Genomic DNA, 20,856 nt, shown 5'->3' with positions numbered 1-20,856 from the left:
ATTGTGTCTATGGGTACAAAACGTACGAAAATTCTCTAATCTCTTAATTTATTTAACTTTTTAATGTATAATAAGATTTATAAGACTTATTAGGAGAGATGCAAATGAAGAAGATTGAATTACTAGCCCCAGCTGGAAGCATGGATAGCGTATATGCAGCAGTGCAAATGGGAGCAGATGCAGTTTATATAGGAGGAAGCAAATTCTCAGCAAGAGCTTATGCTTTTAATTTTGATGAGGAAAATATTACTAAGGCAGTTGACTATTGCCATATTTATGGTGTGAAAGTATATGTAACTTTAAACACACTAGTTAAAGATAATGAATTAAAAGAAATTATGGAGTATGTAGGATTTTTATATAACGCATGCGTAGATGCGTTATTACTTCAAGATACGGGATTAATATATTTAATAAGAAATAATTTTCCAGGATTTGAAATTCATGCATCAACGCAGATGACAATTCATAATGGCGAGGCTGCCTTGTTTTTAAAAAAGATGGGATTTACTAGGATAGTTCTCTCAAGAGAGCTTAGCTTAAATGAAATTGAGTACATATCTAATACATTAAAATTGGAGACGGAAGTTTTTATCCATGGAGCTTTATGTATATGTTATTCTGGGCAATGCCTTATGAGTAGTATAATTGGAGGTAGAAGTGGGAATAGAGGTAGGTGTGCTCAACCATGTAGATTACCTTATACGCTTATAGATAATGTTTCTAAAAAAGAACATAAGGCATACATCTTAAGTCCTAAAGATATTTGTACTTTAGACAACTTAAAAGATATAGTCCAAAGTGGAACGTCTTCAATAAAAATAGAGGGAAGAATGAAAAGAGCAGAATATGTTGCAGGCGCTTGCGAAATATATAGAAGAGAGTTAGATAATATATATGGTAATAATAAAATACAAAAGTTAGATAAGGATACCAAGGTTTTAAAACAGTTATTTAATAGAGAAGGTTTTTCAAAGGCATATTTATATGGTAATAAGGGCAAGGATATGATGGCGTATAATGTTCCTAAAAATTCTGGACTACTAGTAGGCACTGCAAATGCTGATTTATCAGTGACTCTTTTAGAGAATGTATCAATAAAAGATGGGGTAATGTTTTTAGATGATGGGTTTGTTATTGCTAAAATTATAAAAGATGGTATAGAGGTCCAAAATGCAGTGGCTGGAGAAAGAGTGTTATTAAAACCAGCTAAATTTAAATCAGGGAATCTTTTATATAAGATATCGGATGCAAAGCTCATGGATGAGCTTTCTAAAAGTTATAACGATAAATATAAGAGGAAAATAGGAATAAATATTTCAATTGAATTTAGCATTGGTAAGCAATTAAGTATAAGTACAAGTTATTTGGGTAAGAACTTTAATGTTAAAGGAGATGTGGTTCAAGAAGCATTGAATAAACCAATTGAAAGAGAGCGTATAATCAAAAATTTATCTAAAACTGGAGATACTCCTTTTAAAATAAATGAAGTGGTTTTTGATAATTTTGATGAGGGTTTTGTTCCTATGGCCTCGTTAAATTTAGTTAGGAGAGAATTAATTGACCTGGTTTTAAATCATATAATAGGAAAATCTAAAAGAGATAATGACAAAAAGCAAATTAATTATAACAAAGGACTTAGTTTGATAGTAGCAAAGGAAAATATAAAATCTAATGAGAATAAAGATAACATTATTCCAGAAACTCTTATATATGTAACTAGGGAGGAGCAATTGAGGGCAGTTATTGAAATGGGGTTTAATAATATTGTTATAAATCCTTTTATGAGACTATGTAACATAGAATTTGAAAAATATGATGTGAATGTTTATATTAAGGTTCCGAATATTATTAAGAGTGAGTTCGAAAGTATTTGTGGATTTATTGATAATAACTTAGGTAAAATAAAAGGAATAATTACAGCTAATTTAGGAATAATCAGTAGATTCTATAAAAAAATTGCTGTAATTGGAGATTATAAGTTAAATATTTTTAATAGTTATGCAGTAGAATTTTACAAGGATTTCTTAACAGGAACCTGTATTAGTGCAGAGCTTAACTCAATGGAAATTAAAAAGATTGCATCTAAAAGTTCTTTGCCACTTCAAATTATGGTTTATGGTAGATATGAACTTATGGTTAGTGAATATTGCGCTATTGGAAGTGTTTTTGGTAACAAAAGTGATAATAGGGCCTGCATAGAAAATTGCGTTAATGGAGCTTATACACTTAAGGATAGAAAAGGTGAAGAATTTAAGGTTGATACTGATAAGTATTGTAGAAGTTATATTTACAATAATGTCCCACTCAATTTAATCCCTAATATAGATGAAATAAAGAAAAATAATATTTCCTTATTTAGATTAGATTTCATTCATGAAAATTATGGAGAAACAATACACGTCCTTCGTAATTATATAGAAAGGAAATGGGATGGGGAATTTAAAAACTATACTAGAGGACACTATAAAAGAGGAGTCGAATAAATAAAGTTTGGCATGTAATGTTATTAATCAAGGAAAGACGGTGAAATTGTGAACATAAAATCATTAAAAGTTTTAGAATATTATAAAATTAAAGATAAAATTAAAGAGTATGCAAAAACAACTGCTGGTAAGGATATTATAGAAAATTTAGAGCCTTACACTAATATCTATGAAGTACGTCAGCATTTACAAGAAACTAATGAGGCATTACTGCTTTTATCAAAAAAAGGGAGTGCTCCTTTTGAAGGTATATATGATGTTAGAAGTGCAATAAATAGGGCGTCTAAAGGGGCCTCACTTATGCCAACGGGGCTTCTAAGGGTAGCTCAAATGCTTAGGTGTGCTAGATTATTTAAGAATTATGTTGGGGAAGCGCGCGATGAATTCGCATCTAGAGTTTTAGAAGATATATGTATGGGAATTGTTCCAATTAAAAATTTAGAGGATGAAATTTTCATAGCAATAATAGGTGATGATGAAATTTCTGATAGGGCTAGTAGTTTACTTTATGGATTAAGGAAATCATTAAAAGAAAAAAATGCTTCTGTAAAAGAAAAAGTAATATCACTCGTTAGATCCAATGCTAAATATCTTCAAGAAAGCCTTTATACCATAAGAGGAGATAGATATGTAATTCCTGTTAAGGTAGAACATAAAGGTAGTGTTCCAGGGCTTGTACATGACCAGAGTTCATCTGGAGCAACATTATTCATTGAGCCAATGAGCCTAGTTAATTTAAATAATGAAATTAAGGAAATAATGCTTAAGGAAGAAGCTGAAATTGAAAGAATTTTAGCAGAGTTATCCTATAAAATATATGAAAATATAAATATTGTTCAAAATGATGCAAATATAGTATGGGAGTTAGATTTTATTTTTGCAAAAGCAGGATATGCAATAGAACTTAATGCTATTATTCCAAGAGTTAATGAAGATGGAATAATAGATATTATTGAGGCAAGGCATCCTTTAATAGATCCTAGGGAAGTGGTTCCTAGTAATATTTATTTAGGAAAAGAATTTACATCACTAATAATTACAGGTCCCAATACTGGTGGTAAAACAGTAACACTCAAAACTGTAGGATTAATTCAGTTAATGGCTATGAGTGGATTTTTAATTCCAGCTAGAGAGGGTTCGATTGTAAGCTTTTTTGATGAAGTTTTTGCAGATATAGGTGACGAGCAAAGCATTGAGCAAAGCTTATCTACTTTTTCTTCTCACATGACCAATATAGTAAATATAATTGAAAAGGCAGATATAAAATCCTTAGCACTTTTTGATGAATTAGGAGCTGGAACAGATCCAACAGAGGGAGCTGCCCTTGCTGTTGCAATTCTTGAAAATTTAAGAGCGAGAGGAACAAAGGTAGTTGGAACTACACATTATAGTGAATTAAAAGGTTATGCTTTAAAAACTACAGGAGTAGAAAATGCCTCGGTAGAGTTTAATGTAGATACTCTTAGCCCAACATATAGACTAATTATCGGAGTCCCAGGTAAATCAAATGCATTTGAAATTTCAAAGAGGCTAGGTCTGCCTGATTATATTATCAAAAACGCAAAAGAAAATATTTCTAAAGAGACATTGGACTTTGAGGAATTAGTTCAAAGTTTACAAGAAAAAAGCATAAAGGCGCAGAGGGATGCAAGAGAGGCAGAAGGCCTTAAACTTGAAGCAAGTACGCTTAAAGAAAAATATCAGGACAAATTATATAAACTACAAAACATCAGAGAAAATTCAATGTACGAAGCTCAAAGAGAAGCAAAAAGACTTATAAAAGATGCTAAAGAAGAATCAGATGTAATTCTTAAAAATATGCGAGAGCTAGAAAAACTAGGATATTCGTCAGAAGCAAGGCAAAAACTTGAAGAAGAAAGAATGAAAATTAAAAATAAGCTTGAAGATATAGAAAAACATGTAGAAAAAGGCAGCGATGAACTAGGAGAAAAGCTAAAGAATGTAAAAGAAGGTGAAGAGGTATATTTACCATCTCTTAACCAAAAGGTTATTGTTATTTCTAAACCAGATAAAAAAGGTGAGGTGCAAGTTCAAGCAGGTATTATGAAGATAAATGTTAAAGTAGATGATCTACGCAGATCAAAAATTACGGATGAGGACAAGAAAAAGGCAAAGATAATTAGAAGAGAGCTTAAGCTTAATTTGAAAAATGTGTCAAGTTCTGTAGATTTAAGAGGTATGGATTCGCAGGAAGCAACGTTTACTGTTGATAAATATCTTGATGAAGCTTATTTAGGAGGACTTAAAGAAAGTACAATTATACACGGTAAAGGCACTGGAGTCTTAAGAAAAACTATTACAGATATGTTAAAGAGGCATGGCCATGTTAAAACCTATAGATTAGGTAATTATGGTGAAGGTGGCTCTGGAGTTACAATAGTAGAACTTAAATAGATTAGACTAAAAAGGATGGTTAGGGTATGATTATTGTAAGTGCATGCCTATGTGGTATAAACTGTAAGTACAATGGTGGTAATAATTTAGATGCTCGCGTGCTCAAACTTTTAAAAGAAGGGAAAGCTATTGCGGTATGTCCAGAACAACTAGGAGGACTTGAGACCCCAAGGGAGCCGAGTGAGATAGTGAATGGTGATGGGTTTGATGTATTGCATGGCAATGCTAGAGTCCTTGCAGCAAGGCAAAATGACGATGTAACACCATGTTTTTTAAAAGGTGCATATGAAACTTTGAAAATAACAGAAATTGCTGGAGCGAAAATTGCTATTTTAAAATCTGGAAGTCCTTCTTGTGGAATTTCTTTAATTTATGACGGTACTTTTAATGGAACTAAAAAAAAGGGCAATGGAGTTACAACGCAGCTATTGTTAGAAAGTGGTATCAGAGTTTTTACAGAAGAAAATTTAGACGATCTAGAATTATAATTTAGGGGGGGAATATGAAATATAAAGATGTTTTAAAAGATGCTAAAGGAAATTTAAATAAAAGTTGTAGAGTTTGTCCTATATGTAATGGCGTTGCTTGTGCTGGTGAAGTACCTGGAATGGGTGGAAAAGGAACTGGAGATGCATTTAAAATCAATATAAAATCATTAGAAGCTTATAAACTCAATATGAGAACTATACATGATGCAAAAAATCCTGATATGTCATTTGAGATGTTTGGTAGAAAAATGGATATGCCAGTATTTGCAGCGCCTGTATCTGGGACTACCTTAAATATGGGTGGCAAATTTAGCGAACAGGAATATATATCTTGGGTTATTGGGGGATGTTTAGAAGGTGGGATTTTTCCAATGGTAGGAGATACTGCTGTAGATTCTTTTTTAACTACTAATCTTTCTGAACTTGAAAAACAGGATGGAAATGGTATTGCAATAATAAAGCCTTGGAAAAATGAAGATGTTATACAAAAAATTAAACTTGCAGAAAAGGCTGGAGTTTTTGCTATAGGGATGGATATAGATGCTTGTGGTCTTCTTACTTTAGCCCTTGCTGGTAAACCTGTTATGCCTAAAACAGTAGAAGAGATTAAAGAAATTGTAAATTCAACGAAGCTTCCATTTATTTTAAAAGGAATAATGACAACAGATGAAGCAGTTCTTGCAGTAGAAGCAGGGGTAGCTGCAATTGTAGTGTCAAATCACGGAGGAAGAGTTCTAGACCAAACTCCGGGAGTAGCAGATGTTCTTAAGAAAATTGCAGATGAAGTTAAGGGAAAGATTATTATTTTAGCTGATGGTGGAGTTCGAAGTGGAGCAGATATACTTAAGATGCTAGCGCTAGGTGCAGATGCTGTACTTGTTGGGAGACCATTTGTAAGCGCATCATTTGGAGGCGAAAAGGAGGGTGTCAAATCTTATATTGATTTCTTAAAAAATGAATTAAAATCAGCAATGGTACTTACTGGCTGTAAATCTATAAAAGATATTGATAATAGAGTATTATATTAGTGAAAAGTAAAAAGAACTCCTAATTTGGAGTTCTTTTTACTTTTTATTCCACAGTTATATGCATAGCATCTTCTTCTCTAACAACTTTAATATATTCAACTTCAGGGTCTTCCGTTCCTTGAACATACAATCCGGTATTTTTTAATTTCTCAACATAATCTACAATTTCTTGAGTTATTCTCTCACCAGGGCAAAGCACTGGAATGCCAGGTGGGTAAGCCATTAGGAATTCACCGCTTATCATACCAACACTCTTTTTAATTTCTACAGCTGTGTTAATACTGTTGAACGCCTCACGAGGAATTTGAACCTGCTCAGGAATACTAGGCATATCAATGAAATCAGTTTTCTTTGTGCCTTTACCATAATAATCATTGCTTATTTCACCTAAGGCCTTAAGTAATGATTCCATAGCACCATCTGTATCTCCAAAGGAACCAACTGCTAATATGTTATAAAGATCTGATAACTCCATTTGTATATGATATTTATTAGAAAGTATCATATCTAAATCATAACCAGTTATACCTAAATCTCTACAAGTTATTGTAATTTTAGTTGGATCAAAAGCATAAGCTCCAAGTCCGTTTAAAATCTCTTCACCAAAACAATAAAACCCAGGGATTTTATTTACTTCATTTCGTACATAATCACATAAATTAATAGTTTTTTCTAAAAGCTGAGTTCCATCTAATGCAATTTGTCTTCTTGCACAATCCAGTGATGCCATTAGTATATACGAAGGTGAGGTTGTGTGCATTAGGTTTATTAGCTGCTTAACTCTAGCTGGGCTCACAAACCTAGAATTAACATGTAACATAGAGCTTTGAGTTAATGAACCTATAATTTTATGTGTGCTCTGAGCACAAATATCAGCACCAGCTTCCATTGCTGACATCGGAAGTTTGCTATTAAACTTAAGATGAGGGCCATGAGCTTCATCAACTATTAAAGGAATACCGTATTCATGTACCATATCTGCAATTCTTTTTATATCAGTTGAAACTCCATAATATGTAGGGTTAATTATAAGTACAGCTTTTGCATCAGGATTCCTTTTTAATGTTTCTTCAACTGTCTCTGGAGAAACACCATGTGCAACTCCTATTTTCTTATCTAGCTCTGGTTGCATATAAATCGGTACTGCACCTGATAAAATGATACCACCAGTTATTGATTTATGTACATTTCTAGGGACAATTATTTTATCGCCAGATCCAACTACAGACATAATCATAGCTTGAATAGCACCAGAAGTTCCATGAACTGAGAAAAATGAAGCATCAGCACCATAAGCATCTGCTGCGAGTTCCTGTGCCTTTTTAATAGGTCCCGTTGGATGGTGAAAACTATCAACAAGTTTAAAAACTGTAACATCAATTTTAAATGGGTTTTCCCCCATGAATTTTCTGAACTGTTCATCGGCACCTAACCCTTTTTTATGGCCTGGTACGTGAAAAGGTATAGTTTCTCTGTCCACATATTCCATGAGAGCATCAAATAATGGAGTTTCATTTTGATTTAATCTATACAATTTATACACTCCTTTCAAAAGAATTTATATTAATCTTCTTAAATTATTATTTAGAATATATTAATTCAACCAATTTATAATTATAAAGTATTAGATAAATAAATGCAATTGTAATCATTTATATATTTAAAACAATACAAAATAAAGCTGGCATAAGCGAGGTAATTGGTTTTTTAGAAGAAAATAAAACAATTGGAATTATGTAAAAACAGACTATTTGTCAAAAATGCCTTTTATTTGTAATGAATTGATAGTATAATATGATAGACTAAAAAGAAATTAGGGGGAATAGCAACGTGGATAATATTTGTTATCTACTTAGGAAAAGCAAAAAGGGGGAGAGTATATGACGTATAAAGAGAAGTATAAAACTTGGGTTAACTCGAATTCAATAAATAAAGAATTGAAGAAAGAACTTGAGCAGTTAGTGGATGAAAAAGAAATTGAAGATAGATTTTATAAAGACTTACAATTTGGTACAGGCGGACTAAGAGGTGAAATTGGGGCAGGAACAAACAGGATGAATATACATACCATAGGTAAAGCATCACAAGGGCTTGCTGATTACCTTAACTCAAAATATAAGGAAAATATATCAGTTACTATAGCGTATGATTCAAGAAATATGTCATTTGAATTTGCCAGGGCTACAGCAGAAACTCTTTGTGGAAATGGTATTAACGTTAATCTTTTTGAAGAATTAACACCGACACCAATTTTATCTTATGCTGTTCGTCAATTAAAAAGTAAGTCAGGGATTGTTATTACTGCATCTCATAATCCTAAACAGTACAACGGATATAAGGTTTATGGAGATGATGGTGGACAAGTTACTGATGAAGTTGCAAAAGATATTATAACTTGCGCAAATAATGTAGAAGATTTTTCTAAGGTTAAAACTATGGATATTAATAGTGCTAAAACAAATGGAATGCTTAAAATTATAGGGGAAAATATTTATAAATCATATATGGACAAGGTTAAGAACCTAACCATGAGAAAAGAACTTATAAATAAATATGCCAATAATTTAAAAATAATTTATACTCCTATACATGGATCTGGAAACAAACCAGTGAGAAGAGTTTTAAAGGAACTAGGGTACGAAAAAGTTTTTGTAGTAGCTAAGCAGGAAAAACCAGACGGCAATTTTCCAACAGCAGCATATCCAAATCCAGAGGATCCAAAGGTTTTTGAATTAGCACTTGAAATGGCTAAAGAAATTAATCCAGATATTATTTTTGGTACGGATCCAGACTGTGATCGAATTGGAGTAGTAGTTAAAGATCAACAAGGAGAATATAAAGTCTTGTCGGGCAATCAGACAGGAATATTATTAAGTGATTATATACTAAAATCATTAAGCGCTACTAATAAGTTGCCTGAAAATGGTGTAGTAATAAAAACAATTGTTACCACTGATATGGTAGAGAGTATTGGGTTAAAATATAAAACTGACGTAATTGACGTGCTTACAGGTTTTAAATATATTGGCGAAAAAGTAAAAGAGTTTGAAAATTCGCGTGAAAAAGAGTTTATATTCGGATTTGAAGAAAGTTTTGGTTATTTAGCAGGTGATTTTGTTCGTGATAAGGACGCAGTAATAGCAGCAATGTTAATTTGTGAAATGACACTATATTATAAAAACAAAGGCATGAGTTTGTATGATGCATTGATGGACCTTTATAAAGAACATGGGTACTACTTAGAAAATTTAGTTTCTATAGAACTTACAGGCAAGGATGGTGCAGAGAAAATAGGTAACATATTAGAACATTTGAGGGTCTGCGTAAATGCCTCAATAGGAGACAGCAAAATAGTGAAAAAAATGGATTATAGATCTGGGTTAGAGATGGATTTAATCAATAAAAATGAGAAAATAATTAAATTACCAAAATCAAATGTATTAAAGTTTATATTAGAAGATGGTTCTTGGTTTGTAGTTAGACCATCTGGTACAGAACCAAAAATGAAAATATATTTGTCTGTTAAAGGGAATAGCTTGGGAAATGCATCGAAAAAAATAATTGAACTTAAAGAAAATGTTATGTCAATAATAGATGTGGCACGAATAGATTAAAATCATAAGTTATTAGTTAGATATAAAAATTTTACTATTATTTTATATGTTTACAAATTATACTCAATATATTATTATTAATAAGAGAGATTACACCATAAATATTTAAATGTAGCAAGGGAGAGTAAACATGGATATTAAAACATATTTTTCTGAAAAATTAGCAGCTCTGCTTTTTTTAGAAATAAAAAAGAATAGCAAAATCAATGATTTTGTAATTTTAGAGGACGTATATTTTCCAGTTAGAACAAATGAGTTAATTCAGAAAGTAAAGAAAAAAGAAGATTTCGATAATATACCAGTCAATTTATTTGTAGAAGGAATGGTATATGTTTTAGGAGCGGATAAAGATTTCAAATATAATGATGTGTATAAAAAGATTATAAATACTGTTCCAAATTCAATAGGATTCATAAAAAGTGTGATATTTAAAGAAATCGAAAAAAAGAATTATGAAGAAGCATTTATTATTTTAAAAGGATTGTTGATTATAGAAGAAAATATAGATAATTATGATAAAATCTTTCTTATAATTGATAAATTACGAATTACTAATATTATGTTTAAGGATGAAGAGTTAAGACTTATAGAAAAGGCTAAGGAAATCACGAATTATAGTAGTCCATATTTATATGAAGCACTGATTTTCGATAATGAAGGTAAACATGATTTAGCATTAATGGCTATAAGAAATTATATAGCAAAGGGTGGAGAGCAAACAACTGATGTTATTGATCTTAAAAGTAGTTTGGAAACTATAACAAGTTTTCAAAAGGCAAAAGAACTATTACCTAATAATCCAAAAGGAGCACTTGAATTGCTAGTGCCTTTAATGGACCAATTAGGAGATAACCCAGATATATACTACCAAAGTGCTATAGCTTATAGGATATTACAAAACCACGAGAAGGCTATATATTATTTAAACGAAGCAGCAGCAATTGATAAGGATCTTATTGAAGTGGTAAATGAATTTGGCATTAATTATGCCTGCCTTGAAAATTATGAGGTAGCTATTCAGTACTTTAGGAAGGCGTTTGAAGTTACAAAATCCATAGAGATATGTACAAATCTCGTTATGTGTTATTTAAATGTTAATAACATTGAGCAAGCGAGGATACATTTAGATATGGCTAAAAAAATAGATCCAAATGACGAAATTGTAATAGAGTTAGAAAATCAATTTGCGGAGGGTAAATAATGGAAATAATTGAATATTTTAATATAATAAAAAAAAGAATGTTATTAGTAATTTTAATTACCGTAGGAGCAACGGTGCTTAGTGGAGTTTTAAGCTATTTTGTTATTACGCCTACTTATAAATCAGATATATCAGTAATAATTGGAAAAATAGAAAGCGACTCTACTGCATCACAAGACAATTATAATGATGTGATTATGTATCAAAAATTAGTTAAAACTTATACAGAGTTTGCTAAATCAAGAAAAGTTTCTGAACATGTTATTAAGGCACTTAAACTTGATATAGATCCTGCCCAGTTACAAGAAATGCTAACAGTAGCACCTAAAGGAGACACAGAATTTTTGACAATAACAGTTACTTCTAAAGAGCCTAAAGAGGCTATGGATATAGCAAATCAAGTAGCTAAGTCGTTAAAATTCGTAAGTAATGATGTTAAAAAAGTAGATAATGTACAACTTTTAGATGAGGCATTAGAACCTATATCGCCAGCTAATCCTAATCCAAAGTTAAATATGGCAATTGCATTTTTCATTGGACTTATGGTTTCACTTGGAATAGCATTTTTACTTGAGTATTTAGATAACACTATAAAAAGTCAAGAGGATATAGAAAAGTTAACTGGAATACCAGTTATAGGCATTATTCCCTTTACTGACGATAAACAATAGGAAGGTGAGATCATGTTAAAAAAATTAATAACGCTTAAAAATCCGAAATCTAGAACAGCAGAAGCTTTTAGAACATTAAGAACTAATATTCAATTCTCCTCCCTAGATAAAGTAGTTAAATCAATAGCCGTTACGTCCTCTGGTTCTGGAGAAGGGAAAAGCACGGTTATGTCAAATTTAGCTATAACAATGGCAGAAAGTGGCATGAAAGTTATTCTTGTAGACTGTGATTTAAGAAAGCCGTCAGTACATAAAAAAATGGGAATTACAAATTCTACTGGACTTACAAATGTATTGGTTCAAGGTGTAAGCAAAGATGATTGTTTGGTTAAGACAGATATTAATAATCTTTCTGTGCTTACTAGTGGCCCAGTTCCACCAAACCCAGCAGAGTTACTTGGAAGCAAAAAAATGAGAGATTTTATTGAAGACTTAAAGAAGGAATATGATTTAATTCTTATTGATGCACCACCAGTGCTTGCAGTTACAGATGCACAAATTCTATCAACTATTGTGGATGGTGTAATATTTGTTGCATCTTATGGGGAAGCTCAAAAAAATGCGTTAGTAGATGCGAAAAACCTAATTGAAAAAGTTGGTGGAAAGATACTTGGAATAGTATTTAATAAAGTACCTGAAGCAGTAAGTGGATATCATGGCAAGTATTACAAGGGATATTATGGGAATGAAAACTAGAATTTTAGAAGGTGTTAAATTATGATAGATTTTCACAGCCATATAATTTATGGTGTTGATGATGGATCAAAAAGCATAAATATGTCTCTTAAAATGCTTAGAATTGCAGAAAACGAAGGCACAGAATACATTTGCGCTACACCTCATTTTATAACTGAGGAATTTGAAATAAGCCGCGATAAATATTTTGAAAAACTGGACAAATTAGTTTTAGCGTCCAAAGAAGAAAATATCAATATTAAAATTTTATCTGGACTTGAGATTTATATGCATCCTAATTTACCAAAACTATATAAAGAAAAACGAATTTGGGGAATTAATGGCTCAGAGTATTTACTTATTGAGCTTCCAATGGGGCAATTCCCTATGTATACGGAAGATGTATTTTATGAATTAATGTTACTGGGGGTTAAACCTATTTTAGCTCATCCAGAAAGAAATCTTAAAATTATGAAAGATCATGATTTAATTGTTAATTTAATTAATCAAGGGGTGCTTATGCAAATAAATGCTGGGAGCCTACTAGGAGATTATGGTAAAGAAGTTAAGAAAACAGCATTAGAATTTGTAAAAATGAATATGATACATATTTTGGGTAGTGATGCACATAATATTACAAGTAGAAAAACCAAGATAAAAGATGCTTTCCAAATTGTTGAACATTCAAATAAAGAGGCATTTATTTGGATTACTGAAAATCAAACTAATATTATTAATAATGAACCCATTATGGAAATTTTACAACTTAAAAGAAAGAAAGGGAAAAATTTTTTCTTTAATATTTTTAAATAAATTTTTGGATAGTGATTAACACAAATACATATTATTTGATGGGAGAGGAATTATGAGAGTAAAAAAAGCTATAATACCAGCAGCAGGACTTGGAACTAGGTTTTTACCAGCTACAAAGGCGCAACCAAAAGAGATGTTGCCTATTGTTGACAAACCAACAATACAATACATTATCGAGGAAGCTGTTGCGTCAGGAATTGAAGAAATATTAATTATAACTGGAAGAAATAAAAGAGCGATTGAGGATCATTTTGATAAATCCATTGAACTTGAACATCAACTTGAGCAAAACGGTAAGGATGATGTCTTAGAAATGGTTAGGGATATATCTAATTTAGCTAACATTTACTATATAAGGCAGAAAGAACCTAAAGGCCTAGGCCATGCAATTAGTTGCGCAAAAACTTTTGTTGGGAATGAACCTTTTGCCGTAATGCTAGGTGATGATGTTGTAGATAGTGAGGTTCCTTGTCTAAAACAACTTATAGACTGTTATGATGAACATAAAACTTCAATTTTAGGAGTTCAAAAGGTTCCATTAAGTGAAGTTTCTAAATATGGTATAGTTGATGCAACATCAATGGGTGATAGGGTTTACAAGGTTAAAGATGTTGTTGAAAAACCTAAGACATCCGAAGCACCATCAAACATAGCAATACTAGGAAGATATATTATAACACCTAAAATATTTGATATTTTGCAAAATACAAAACCTGGTAATGGTGGAGAAATTCAACTTACAGATGCTTTAAAAACTTTGATATCAGAGGAAGATATGTACGCATATGATTTTAAAGGTAGAAGATATGATGTAGGTGATAAAGAAGGATTCTTAGAGGCGAATGTAGAATTTGCACTTAAAAGAGATGATCTAAAAGAAGCCTTTATGAAATATCTTTTAACAATTAAGGACAACGATAAGTTTAGAGAAATTTACAAAAAGTGTGACAACAAAGAAAAATAAATAAAATAAGTTTTTCGAAAATTATAAGGCAAGGGTCCTTAATGAAAAAAGCTGGTTGATGCTGGCTTTTTTTATTTTTTATGCCTAAAGTTACAAGTGTTTTTGGCTTTAACTAGCAACTGTAGAGGCATTGTTAAATAATGATTACGCTGAAAATTTCAATAAAATAATCAATAATTGGCAGTATATAATTTGCTATAAAAGTGAATTATTTGGAGGGAATTTATTATGACAAAAATTTTCAAGTATAAAATTTTTAATGACACTATAGAAGGATTATTCAAACTAATAAACAAGTCTGAAAAAGTACATATTATTTCAGGAAACCCAGAAGTACTCCTTAATGGACTAAAAAATGACATGTTGCTTGATAATTTTACAAGTGAGAATTCTATTATTATTCCAGATGGAGTTGGAACGGTTATATGTTCTAAGATTGTAAGACAACCGGTGAGACAAAAAATTGCTGGTATAGAAGTTATGGATAGGATAATAAAAAGATGTGAAAAAGAAAATCAGGGAATATATTTGTTAGGGTCAACAAAAGAAACAGTAGACATGTGTAATATTAACTTGCGAACTAAATATCATAAATTGGATATATTAGGAAGTCATGATGGGTATTTTGATTTAGATAGTTGTGAAGAAATATTAAAAGATATAGAAAAAACTAATCCACAAGTCTTATTTGTTGCAATGGGATGTCCAAGGCAAGAGATATTTATTTCAAAGTATATGGATAGGCTTTCTTGTAAAATATTTATGGGTGTGGGAGGAAGTTTTGATATTATAGCTGGTAATGTAAAAAGGGCACCTAAATGGATGATAAATATAGGGCTGGAATGGTTATATAGGGTTTCAAAGGAACCATTTAGGATTAAAAGATTATCATCCATACCTAAGTTCATTTTAATGGTAATAAAGGACAAGTACAAACGTAAGTAATGTTTAGTTATGATAAGGAGGAGATTAATATTAAAGTTTTGCATATTATATCTGGCAACGATAATGGGGGTGGCGGAAAACATGTATTAAACATATGTAGTAACTTAAATAAAAAATTTGAAAATATAATTGGATGTTTAGGAGAAGGACCACTATACCTAAATGCTATGGATATGAATGTTAACTTTAAACTGTTTAGTAACAAGGTTAATAATATGGAACTTGTTGATTTTATAAATAACAACTCCATAAATATAGTGAATTTTCACGGAGCAAAACCATTTTTAATTCATTTATTTTTGAAGAACAAGATTCAAGTACCTACAATTGCAATAGTTCATAGCGATTTTAGATATGATTTTCTTAATAATAAATTTAAGTATATTTTTTTTACTCAACTGAGTATTAAAGGTCTAAAAAGTTTTAATAACTACATTTGTGTATCAAATAATTTAAAAAACTTATTAGATAGACAGAAAATTAAAGGGAATAAGTCTGTTGTAAATAATGGTATAGATATAAAAAAAGTAAGTATTATTACATCTAAAGATGAAATACTAGAAAAACTAAAATTTATAGATCAAGAATTTATATATGTTATGGTAGCAAGGTTGCATCCTATAAAAAATCATAGGGAAGTTATAGTAGCTTTTAGCAAACTAATGCTTGAATTTAATGATATAAAATTATTATTGGTTGGTGAGGGGGAGAGTAGGCCTGAACTAGAGAAATTAATAAGGGAATTAAAAATAGAAAACAATGTTACTATGACAGGAAATGTACGTAACCCAATAGACTATATAAATGCTTCAAGTGTTAGTATTTTAGCTTCTCTAAGTGAGGGAGGAGCACCTCCTCTTACTGTCTTAGAATCAGGGGTTGTAAAGAAAGCCTTAATTTATACAGAGGTTGGAGACTTAGAACATATATTGGATTATAATAGTGGCTATAAAATAAATGGTAAAAATAATGAAAGCATCTATGAAGCTATGAAAAAAGCATATTTAGATAAAGATGATATAGGACATAAAGGTGAAAATTTATATGATATTGTTACCGATAAATTTACTATAGAAAATTTTTGGGAAGGGTATTTTAAAATATATTCACAAATATTAAAAATTAAATAAATTTATATCTCCTTACACTAATAAAATCTAAATTAAAAAAAATTCTGCATTATTGATATGACAATTAGGCATACTAAAAAAAAAGGAGTGTGTAATATGGAATTTTATGATGTGGTCGAGGGTAGGAAAAGTATTAAAAAGTTTAAGAATACACCAATAAATGCAGAAAAATTAGCTAGGATGATTAATGCAGCTATGATGTCACCATCTTGGAAGAATAACACTTGTTATAAATTTATTCTAGTTGATGAAAAAAATGAGTTAGAACAGATTTCTAAATCAATAATGAATAAGGATAATGCTGCAGCTCAGTCAATAATAGACTCACCAATGACAGCAGTTATAGTAGCAGACCCAAACGCCTCTGGAGAAGTAGAAAACAAAGAATATTATTTAGTTGATAGTGGAATAGCTATGGAGCATTTTGTTCTAGCTGCTACTAACGAGGGATATGGAACTTGTTGGATTGCTGCAATTGATGAAAATATTATTAAAAAAACGTTATCAATTCCACAAAATTATAAGGTAGTTGCCATAACTCCAATTGGAGAAATCGCAGAAAGTAAAGATCATTACGATAAAAAAAATGTAAAAGAGTTTGTTTTTTCTAACACTTGGGATAATGCTTATTCTGGTAATATAAAATAAATTGTATTTTAAATAACTTTAGAAGGTTCTATGCCAACGGATTGCTGGTATAGGCCTTTTCTTTTGATTTAGAGATAAAAAGGTAAATGTGGTATTTTATTTTTATAGTATGTTATGAACCATAATAGTATAAATATTTATAAAATTTGTATTTAAATGATGAAAAATTATCGTAAAGATGGTACAATTTTAATAGCTAATAAAACTTTATTTATTTTTAACCCCTTAAATTAAAACATGGAGGAGAATATGGACAAAACAAAAGGAATTTTATATATTATTTTATCTGCTTGTGCTTTTGGTATTATGCCAATTCTAGCAAAATTATCATATATAGGAGGCGCAAATACATATACCACATTGTTCCTTAGGTTTTTCTTTGCAGCTATTATGCTCTTGTATTATTTGAAATCTAAGGGTATATCTATGAAGGTAACTAGAAAACAATTTATTTTAGTATTAATTATAGGTGTATTTGGGTTTACACTTACAACATCTAGTCTATTCATGTCCTATAATTATATAAGTATAGGGATGGCAAGCATGATTTTTTATACATATCCGTCTATTGTTACTTTGCTTGCGTTTATGTTTTATAAAGAAAAGATATATAAGAGAAAAATTATTTCGTTACTTATTTCTTTAATAGGTATTTATATCTTAATTGATACGGGAAGTGTGAGTTTTAATTTAAAAGGAATAATACTGGCAGCTGCAGCAACGCTGTTATATTCATTATATGTGTTAGGAGCGTCTCATAAGGAATTTAGAAATATTAACAGTTATGTATTAACATTTTATATTTCATGTGCATCTGCTGTTGTTATGTTTGTAACAGCTAATGTTACTGGTGATTTTAACATCCACATTTCATTTTATGCTCTTGTGTCAATACTATTATTAGCATTTATATCCACAGTAGTGGCTTTAAAGGCATTTTTAGAAGGGGTTAGAATAATAGGACCATCTAAGGCATCAATTTTTAGTACTATTGAGCCTATAGTTGTATTGATACTAGGAACATTGATTCTAGGGGAGCCTATTTCAGTTAGGATTATAATTGGAAGTATACTCATACTGCTATCAGTAATCATATTAACAAGAGAGTAACAAATATTAGAGATAAAAAAGGGGAATAAGATTATGTTAGATAAAAAAACTGTTAGGCATTTTATAGATGAGCTAGGGTCTAATTCACCTGTACCTGGAGGTGGAAGCGTATCAGCATTGGGGGCAGCTTTAGCTAGTGCATTGGGGTCTATGGTGTTCAATTTAACGGTAGGTAAGAAGGCATATAATGAATATGGCGATGAAGAAAAAACAATTGTTAAAAATAACTTAGAATTATGTCTTAAAAATCAAGAAATTTTTTTAGAACTAATGAATAAAGATAAAGAGGCTTTTTTATTTTTAATGTCCTCGTTTAAACTTCCTAAGGAGAGTAGTTATGAGAAAGAAATAAGAAATGAAAAAATTCAAGAAGGATATCGGAGAGCATTGGAGGTCCCTTTAATTGTTGCAGAAGAATCATATAAAATATATGAGTGTATTGATATAGCGGCTAAATTAGGTAACAAAAATGTAATTTCTGATGCTGGCGTATCAGTTTTAATGCTTCAAGCATCAATTGAAAGCGCAATATTAAATGTGAAAATAAATCTCTCTAGTGTTAAAGATAAAACTTATAAAGAAAAGATTGAGTTGCGATGTGAGGGTTTGATTAAGGAAGGACGAATTAAGCGAGATAAAATACTGTTTATTGTTAATGGATGTTTATAGGTCTTATAATAATAAGCTACTCTAGTTTTATTTTTAGAGTGGCTTATTATTATAAAAATTAAAATTAAAACTAAAAATATAAAGTTAATAAGAGTTATTTTAATAACATAGGTGGGAGACAATAAATGGTTAATTCGTTAAAACAAAGAATATGTGACTTGCATAATATTATAGTAAGTCCAATAGATGATATATTTAAAACAATCGCTTTAGAAAATTTAAAAAATGAAGTACAAATCTCACATGGAGGGAATTTTGGTCAAGTCTACTATGAATACATTAAAAATAATAAAGAAAAAGGCACGGTATATACTCCAGAGGTTATAACCTCTTATATGATAAAGAATACTATAAATACAAACCACATAATAGAAAATCCGTATATAAAAATTGTAGATCCTGCTTGTGGAACTGGTAATATATTGATTTGCTGTTATAAGTATCTTAGAAATTTGTATATTAATAATTTAAGCAAAATAAATGAGATAAATGGATTAAATTTAACTGGTCAAAACATTGATGAACATATAATAAATCATAATTTATATGGGTTTGATATTGATGTTGTAGCACTAAAAATCCTTGTTATAGATTTATATGACTTAAGTAAGTGTAGTATAAATAATAACATTTTAAATAAAGATTTTTTATTATACGAAAATGAGTTTAAATATGATGTTTTTATAGGTAATCCACCTTATGTGGGTAAAAAATCTATAGATAATGAATATGCAGCTTTTTTAAAAATTAGATATAAAGAAGTTTATAGGGACAAAGGAGATTTATCATATTGCTTTTTTAAAAAAGCGTTAGAAGATTTAGAACAAGGAGGAATGCTGACGTTCATTACTTCAAGATATTTTCTAGAGTCACCTAGTGGAGAAGATTTGAGAAGGGTTTTAAGAGAAAAATGTTGCATAAAAAAAATAATTGATTTTTATGGCATAAGACCATTTAAAAATGTAGGGATAGATCCCGTAATTATGTTTATAAGAAATCATAATATTAAGAACAGTGAAATTGAAATTATAAAACCATTTACAATAAACGGGAAAAATAAAAAAGGGTTCTATGATAGTGTATTCTTAAAAATCGGGGATGAATTCAATAGTTTTCTTATTGATAAAAGCATATTAGATGATAAAGGTTGGATTTTAATAGATGATCAAAAACGAAATATAATAAATAAAATAGAGCGGAAGAAGTTTACTAATCTAAGTAGTATATGTAACAGTTACCAGGGAGTAATAACTGGGTGCGATAAAGCATTTGTAGTGAATAATAGTACCTTTTTAAGTGAAAAGATTGAAAAAGATATAGTTAAACCATGGATAAAAAGTAGTTACATATTAAAAAATTCAGTTTTAAGGCAAGATAGTTACATAATATATTCAGATTTAATTTGTGATTCAAAGGAGTATCCAGGGGCAATGGCTTATATTGAACATAACAAGGAAAAATTATTAAAAAGGAGGGAATGTCAAAAGGGTATTAGGAAATGGTATGAACTTCAATGGGGCAGAAAGCAAAACATATTTGAAGGACAAAAGATAGTTTTCCCTTTTAAGGCGAGTAGTAATAGATTTGCTCTTGACATAGGAAGTTATTTTAGCGCAGATGTGTATGCATTAATATTAAAGGAAGATAGTTTTTTTACATACGATTTTTTACTTTATATATTAAATAGTAAAATCTATGAATTTTATTTTAAAACTTTTGCAAAAAAACTAGGAGAAGACGCTTATGAGTATTATCCAAATAATTTAATGAAATTATGTATCCCACCTATCACCGAAGTTATAGGTAGAGATGAAGATTATTTATATGAGTATTTTAATTTTAGTCAACAAGAAAAAAACATTATACTTGGAGAATATGATTGATTTATGATAATGTCTTACTATACCACATTTGATTATGTCCCAAATTTCAAAAAATATAGTATACTAAAACCTCATGACAAGAAATGAGGTGGGCGTAATTAGAAAGGTGATTTTAA

At 30.3% G+C, this 20,856-nt stretch carries 17 protein-coding genes; 16 read left to right on the top strand and 1 reads right to left on the bottom strand.

Going from position 1 to position 20,856, the window contains the following annotated elements; genetic code table 11:
* The first annotated feature begins 104 nt into the window (after positions 1-104).
* From ACREVX_RS16810 to ACREVX_RS16795, 4 genes are read left to right on the top strand one after another with little or no spacing between them, the layout of a single operon-like run.
* A complete protein-coding gene (locus ACREVX_RS16810; protein ID WP_431545371.1) occupies positions 105-2,486 on the top strand; it encodes a U32 family peptidase in 2,382 nt (793 codons plus the stop codon).
* Positions 2,487-2,534: 48 nt separating this feature from the next.
* Complete coding sequence (locus tag ACREVX_RS16805) at positions 2,535-4,901, top strand: endonuclease MutS2 (protein ID WP_431545370.1); 2,367 nt, start codon at positions 2,535-2,537, stop codon at positions 4,899-4,901.
* Between the two features lie 26 nt (positions 4,902-4,927).
* Positions 4,928-5,389 carry a 2-thiouracil desulfurase family protein gene (locus tag ACREVX_RS16800; protein WP_431545369.1) on the top strand — a complete coding sequence of 154 codons (462 nt, stop codon included), beginning with the start codon at positions 4,928-4,930 and terminating at the stop codon, positions 5,387-5,389.
* A gap of 14 nt (positions 5,390-5,403) precedes the next feature.
* Positions 5,404-6,417 (top strand): alpha-hydroxy-acid oxidizing protein, encoded by a 1,014-nt coding sequence (locus tag ACREVX_RS16795; protein ID WP_431545368.1) that lies wholly within the window; start codon positions 5,404-5,406, stop codon positions 6,415-6,417.
* 43 nt (positions 6,418-6,460) lie between these two features.
* Here ACREVX_RS16795 and ACREVX_RS16790 read toward each other — a convergent pair whose 3' ends face one another.
* A complete protein-coding gene (locus tag ACREVX_RS16790; protein ID WP_431545367.1) occupies positions 6,461-7,951 on the bottom strand; it encodes an aminotransferase class I/II-fold pyridoxal phosphate-dependent enzyme in 1,491 nt (496 codons plus the stop codon).
* Positions 7,952-8,297: 346 nt separating this feature from the next.
* On the opposite strand from ACREVX_RS16790, the gene ACREVX_RS16785 reads away from it, so the two are divergent.
* From ACREVX_RS16785 to ACREVX_RS16730, 12 genes are all read left to right on the top strand, one after another.
* Positions 8,298-10,031 carry a phospho-sugar mutase gene (locus ACREVX_RS16785; RefSeq protein ID WP_431545366.1) on the top strand — a complete coding sequence of 578 codons (1,734 nt, stop codon included), beginning with the start codon at positions 8,298-8,300 and terminating at the stop codon, positions 10,029-10,031.
* 130 nt (positions 10,032-10,161) lie between these two features.
* A complete protein-coding gene (locus ACREVX_RS16780) occupies positions 10,162-11,232 on the top strand; it encodes a tetratricopeptide repeat protein (protein ID WP_431545365.1) in 1,071 nt (356 codons plus the stop codon).
* Positions 11,232-11,903, top strand: a complete 672-nt coding sequence (locus ACREVX_RS16775) for a YveK family protein (RefSeq protein ID WP_431545364.1) — start codon at positions 11,232-11,234, stop codon at positions 11,901-11,903. The genes ACREVX_RS16780 and ACREVX_RS16775 overlap by 1 nt, the downstream gene beginning before the upstream one ends.
* 12 nt (positions 11,904-11,915) lie before the next feature.
* Positions 11,916-12,599, top strand: coding sequence for a CpsD/CapB family tyrosine-protein kinase (locus tag ACREVX_RS16770; RefSeq protein WP_431545363.1), 684 nt, complete (start codon positions 11,916-11,918; stop codon positions 12,597-12,599).
* Between the two features lie 21 nt (positions 12,600-12,620).
* The gene (locus tag ACREVX_RS16765) at positions 12,621-13,391 is read left to right on the top strand and encodes a tyrosine-protein phosphatase (protein WP_431545362.1); all 771 of its coding nucleotides are present in this window, start codon (positions 12,621-12,623) and stop codon (positions 13,389-13,391) included.
* Between the two features lie 52 nt (positions 13,392-13,443).
* Positions 13,444-14,355, top strand: coding sequence for a UTP--glucose-1-phosphate uridylyltransferase GalU (galU, locus tag ACREVX_RS16760; protein ID WP_431545361.1), 912 nt, complete (start codon positions 13,444-13,446; stop codon positions 14,353-14,355).
* Positions 14,356-14,580: 225 nt separating this feature from the next.
* Positions 14,581-15,300, top strand: coding sequence for a WecB/TagA/CpsF family glycosyltransferase (locus ACREVX_RS16755; RefSeq protein WP_431545406.1), 720 nt, complete (start codon positions 14,581-14,583; stop codon positions 15,298-15,300).
* Entirely contained in the window at positions 15,300-16,430 is a 1,131-nt protein-coding gene (locus ACREVX_RS16750) for a glycosyltransferase (protein ID WP_431545360.1), read from the top strand. The genes ACREVX_RS16755 and ACREVX_RS16750 overlap by 1 nt, the downstream gene beginning before the upstream one ends.
* 96 nt (positions 16,431-16,526) lie before the next feature.
* Positions 16,527-17,078 (top strand): nitroreductase family protein, encoded by a 552-nt coding sequence (locus ACREVX_RS16745; RefSeq protein WP_431545359.1) that lies wholly within the window; start codon positions 16,527-16,529, stop codon positions 17,076-17,078.
* A 249-nt stretch (positions 17,079-17,327) separates the two neighbouring features.
* Positions 17,328-18,188: a DMT family transporter gene (locus ACREVX_RS16740; RefSeq protein WP_431545358.1), complete on the top strand. Its 861-nt coding sequence runs from the start codon at positions 17,328-17,330 to the stop codon at positions 18,186-18,188.
* 33 nt (positions 18,189-18,221) lie between these two features.
* Positions 18,222-18,857, top strand: coding sequence for a cyclodeaminase/cyclohydrolase family protein (locus tag ACREVX_RS16735; protein WP_431545357.1), 636 nt, complete (start codon positions 18,222-18,224; stop codon positions 18,855-18,857).
* Positions 18,858-18,982: 125 nt separating this feature from the next.
* A complete protein-coding gene (locus ACREVX_RS16730; RefSeq protein WP_431545356.1) occupies positions 18,983-20,740 on the top strand; it encodes an Eco57I restriction-modification methylase domain-containing protein in 1,758 nt (585 codons plus the stop codon).
* The last annotated feature ends 116 nt before the right edge of the window (positions 20,741-20,856 follow it).

Source organism: Clostridium sp., assembly GCF_050717545.1.
Lineage (GTDB): Bacteria > Bacillota > Clostridia > Clostridiales > Clostridiaceae > Clostridium_AD.
Note: the sequence above shows the minus strand (reverse complement) of the source record. Positions and strands in the feature narration are given on the sequence as shown.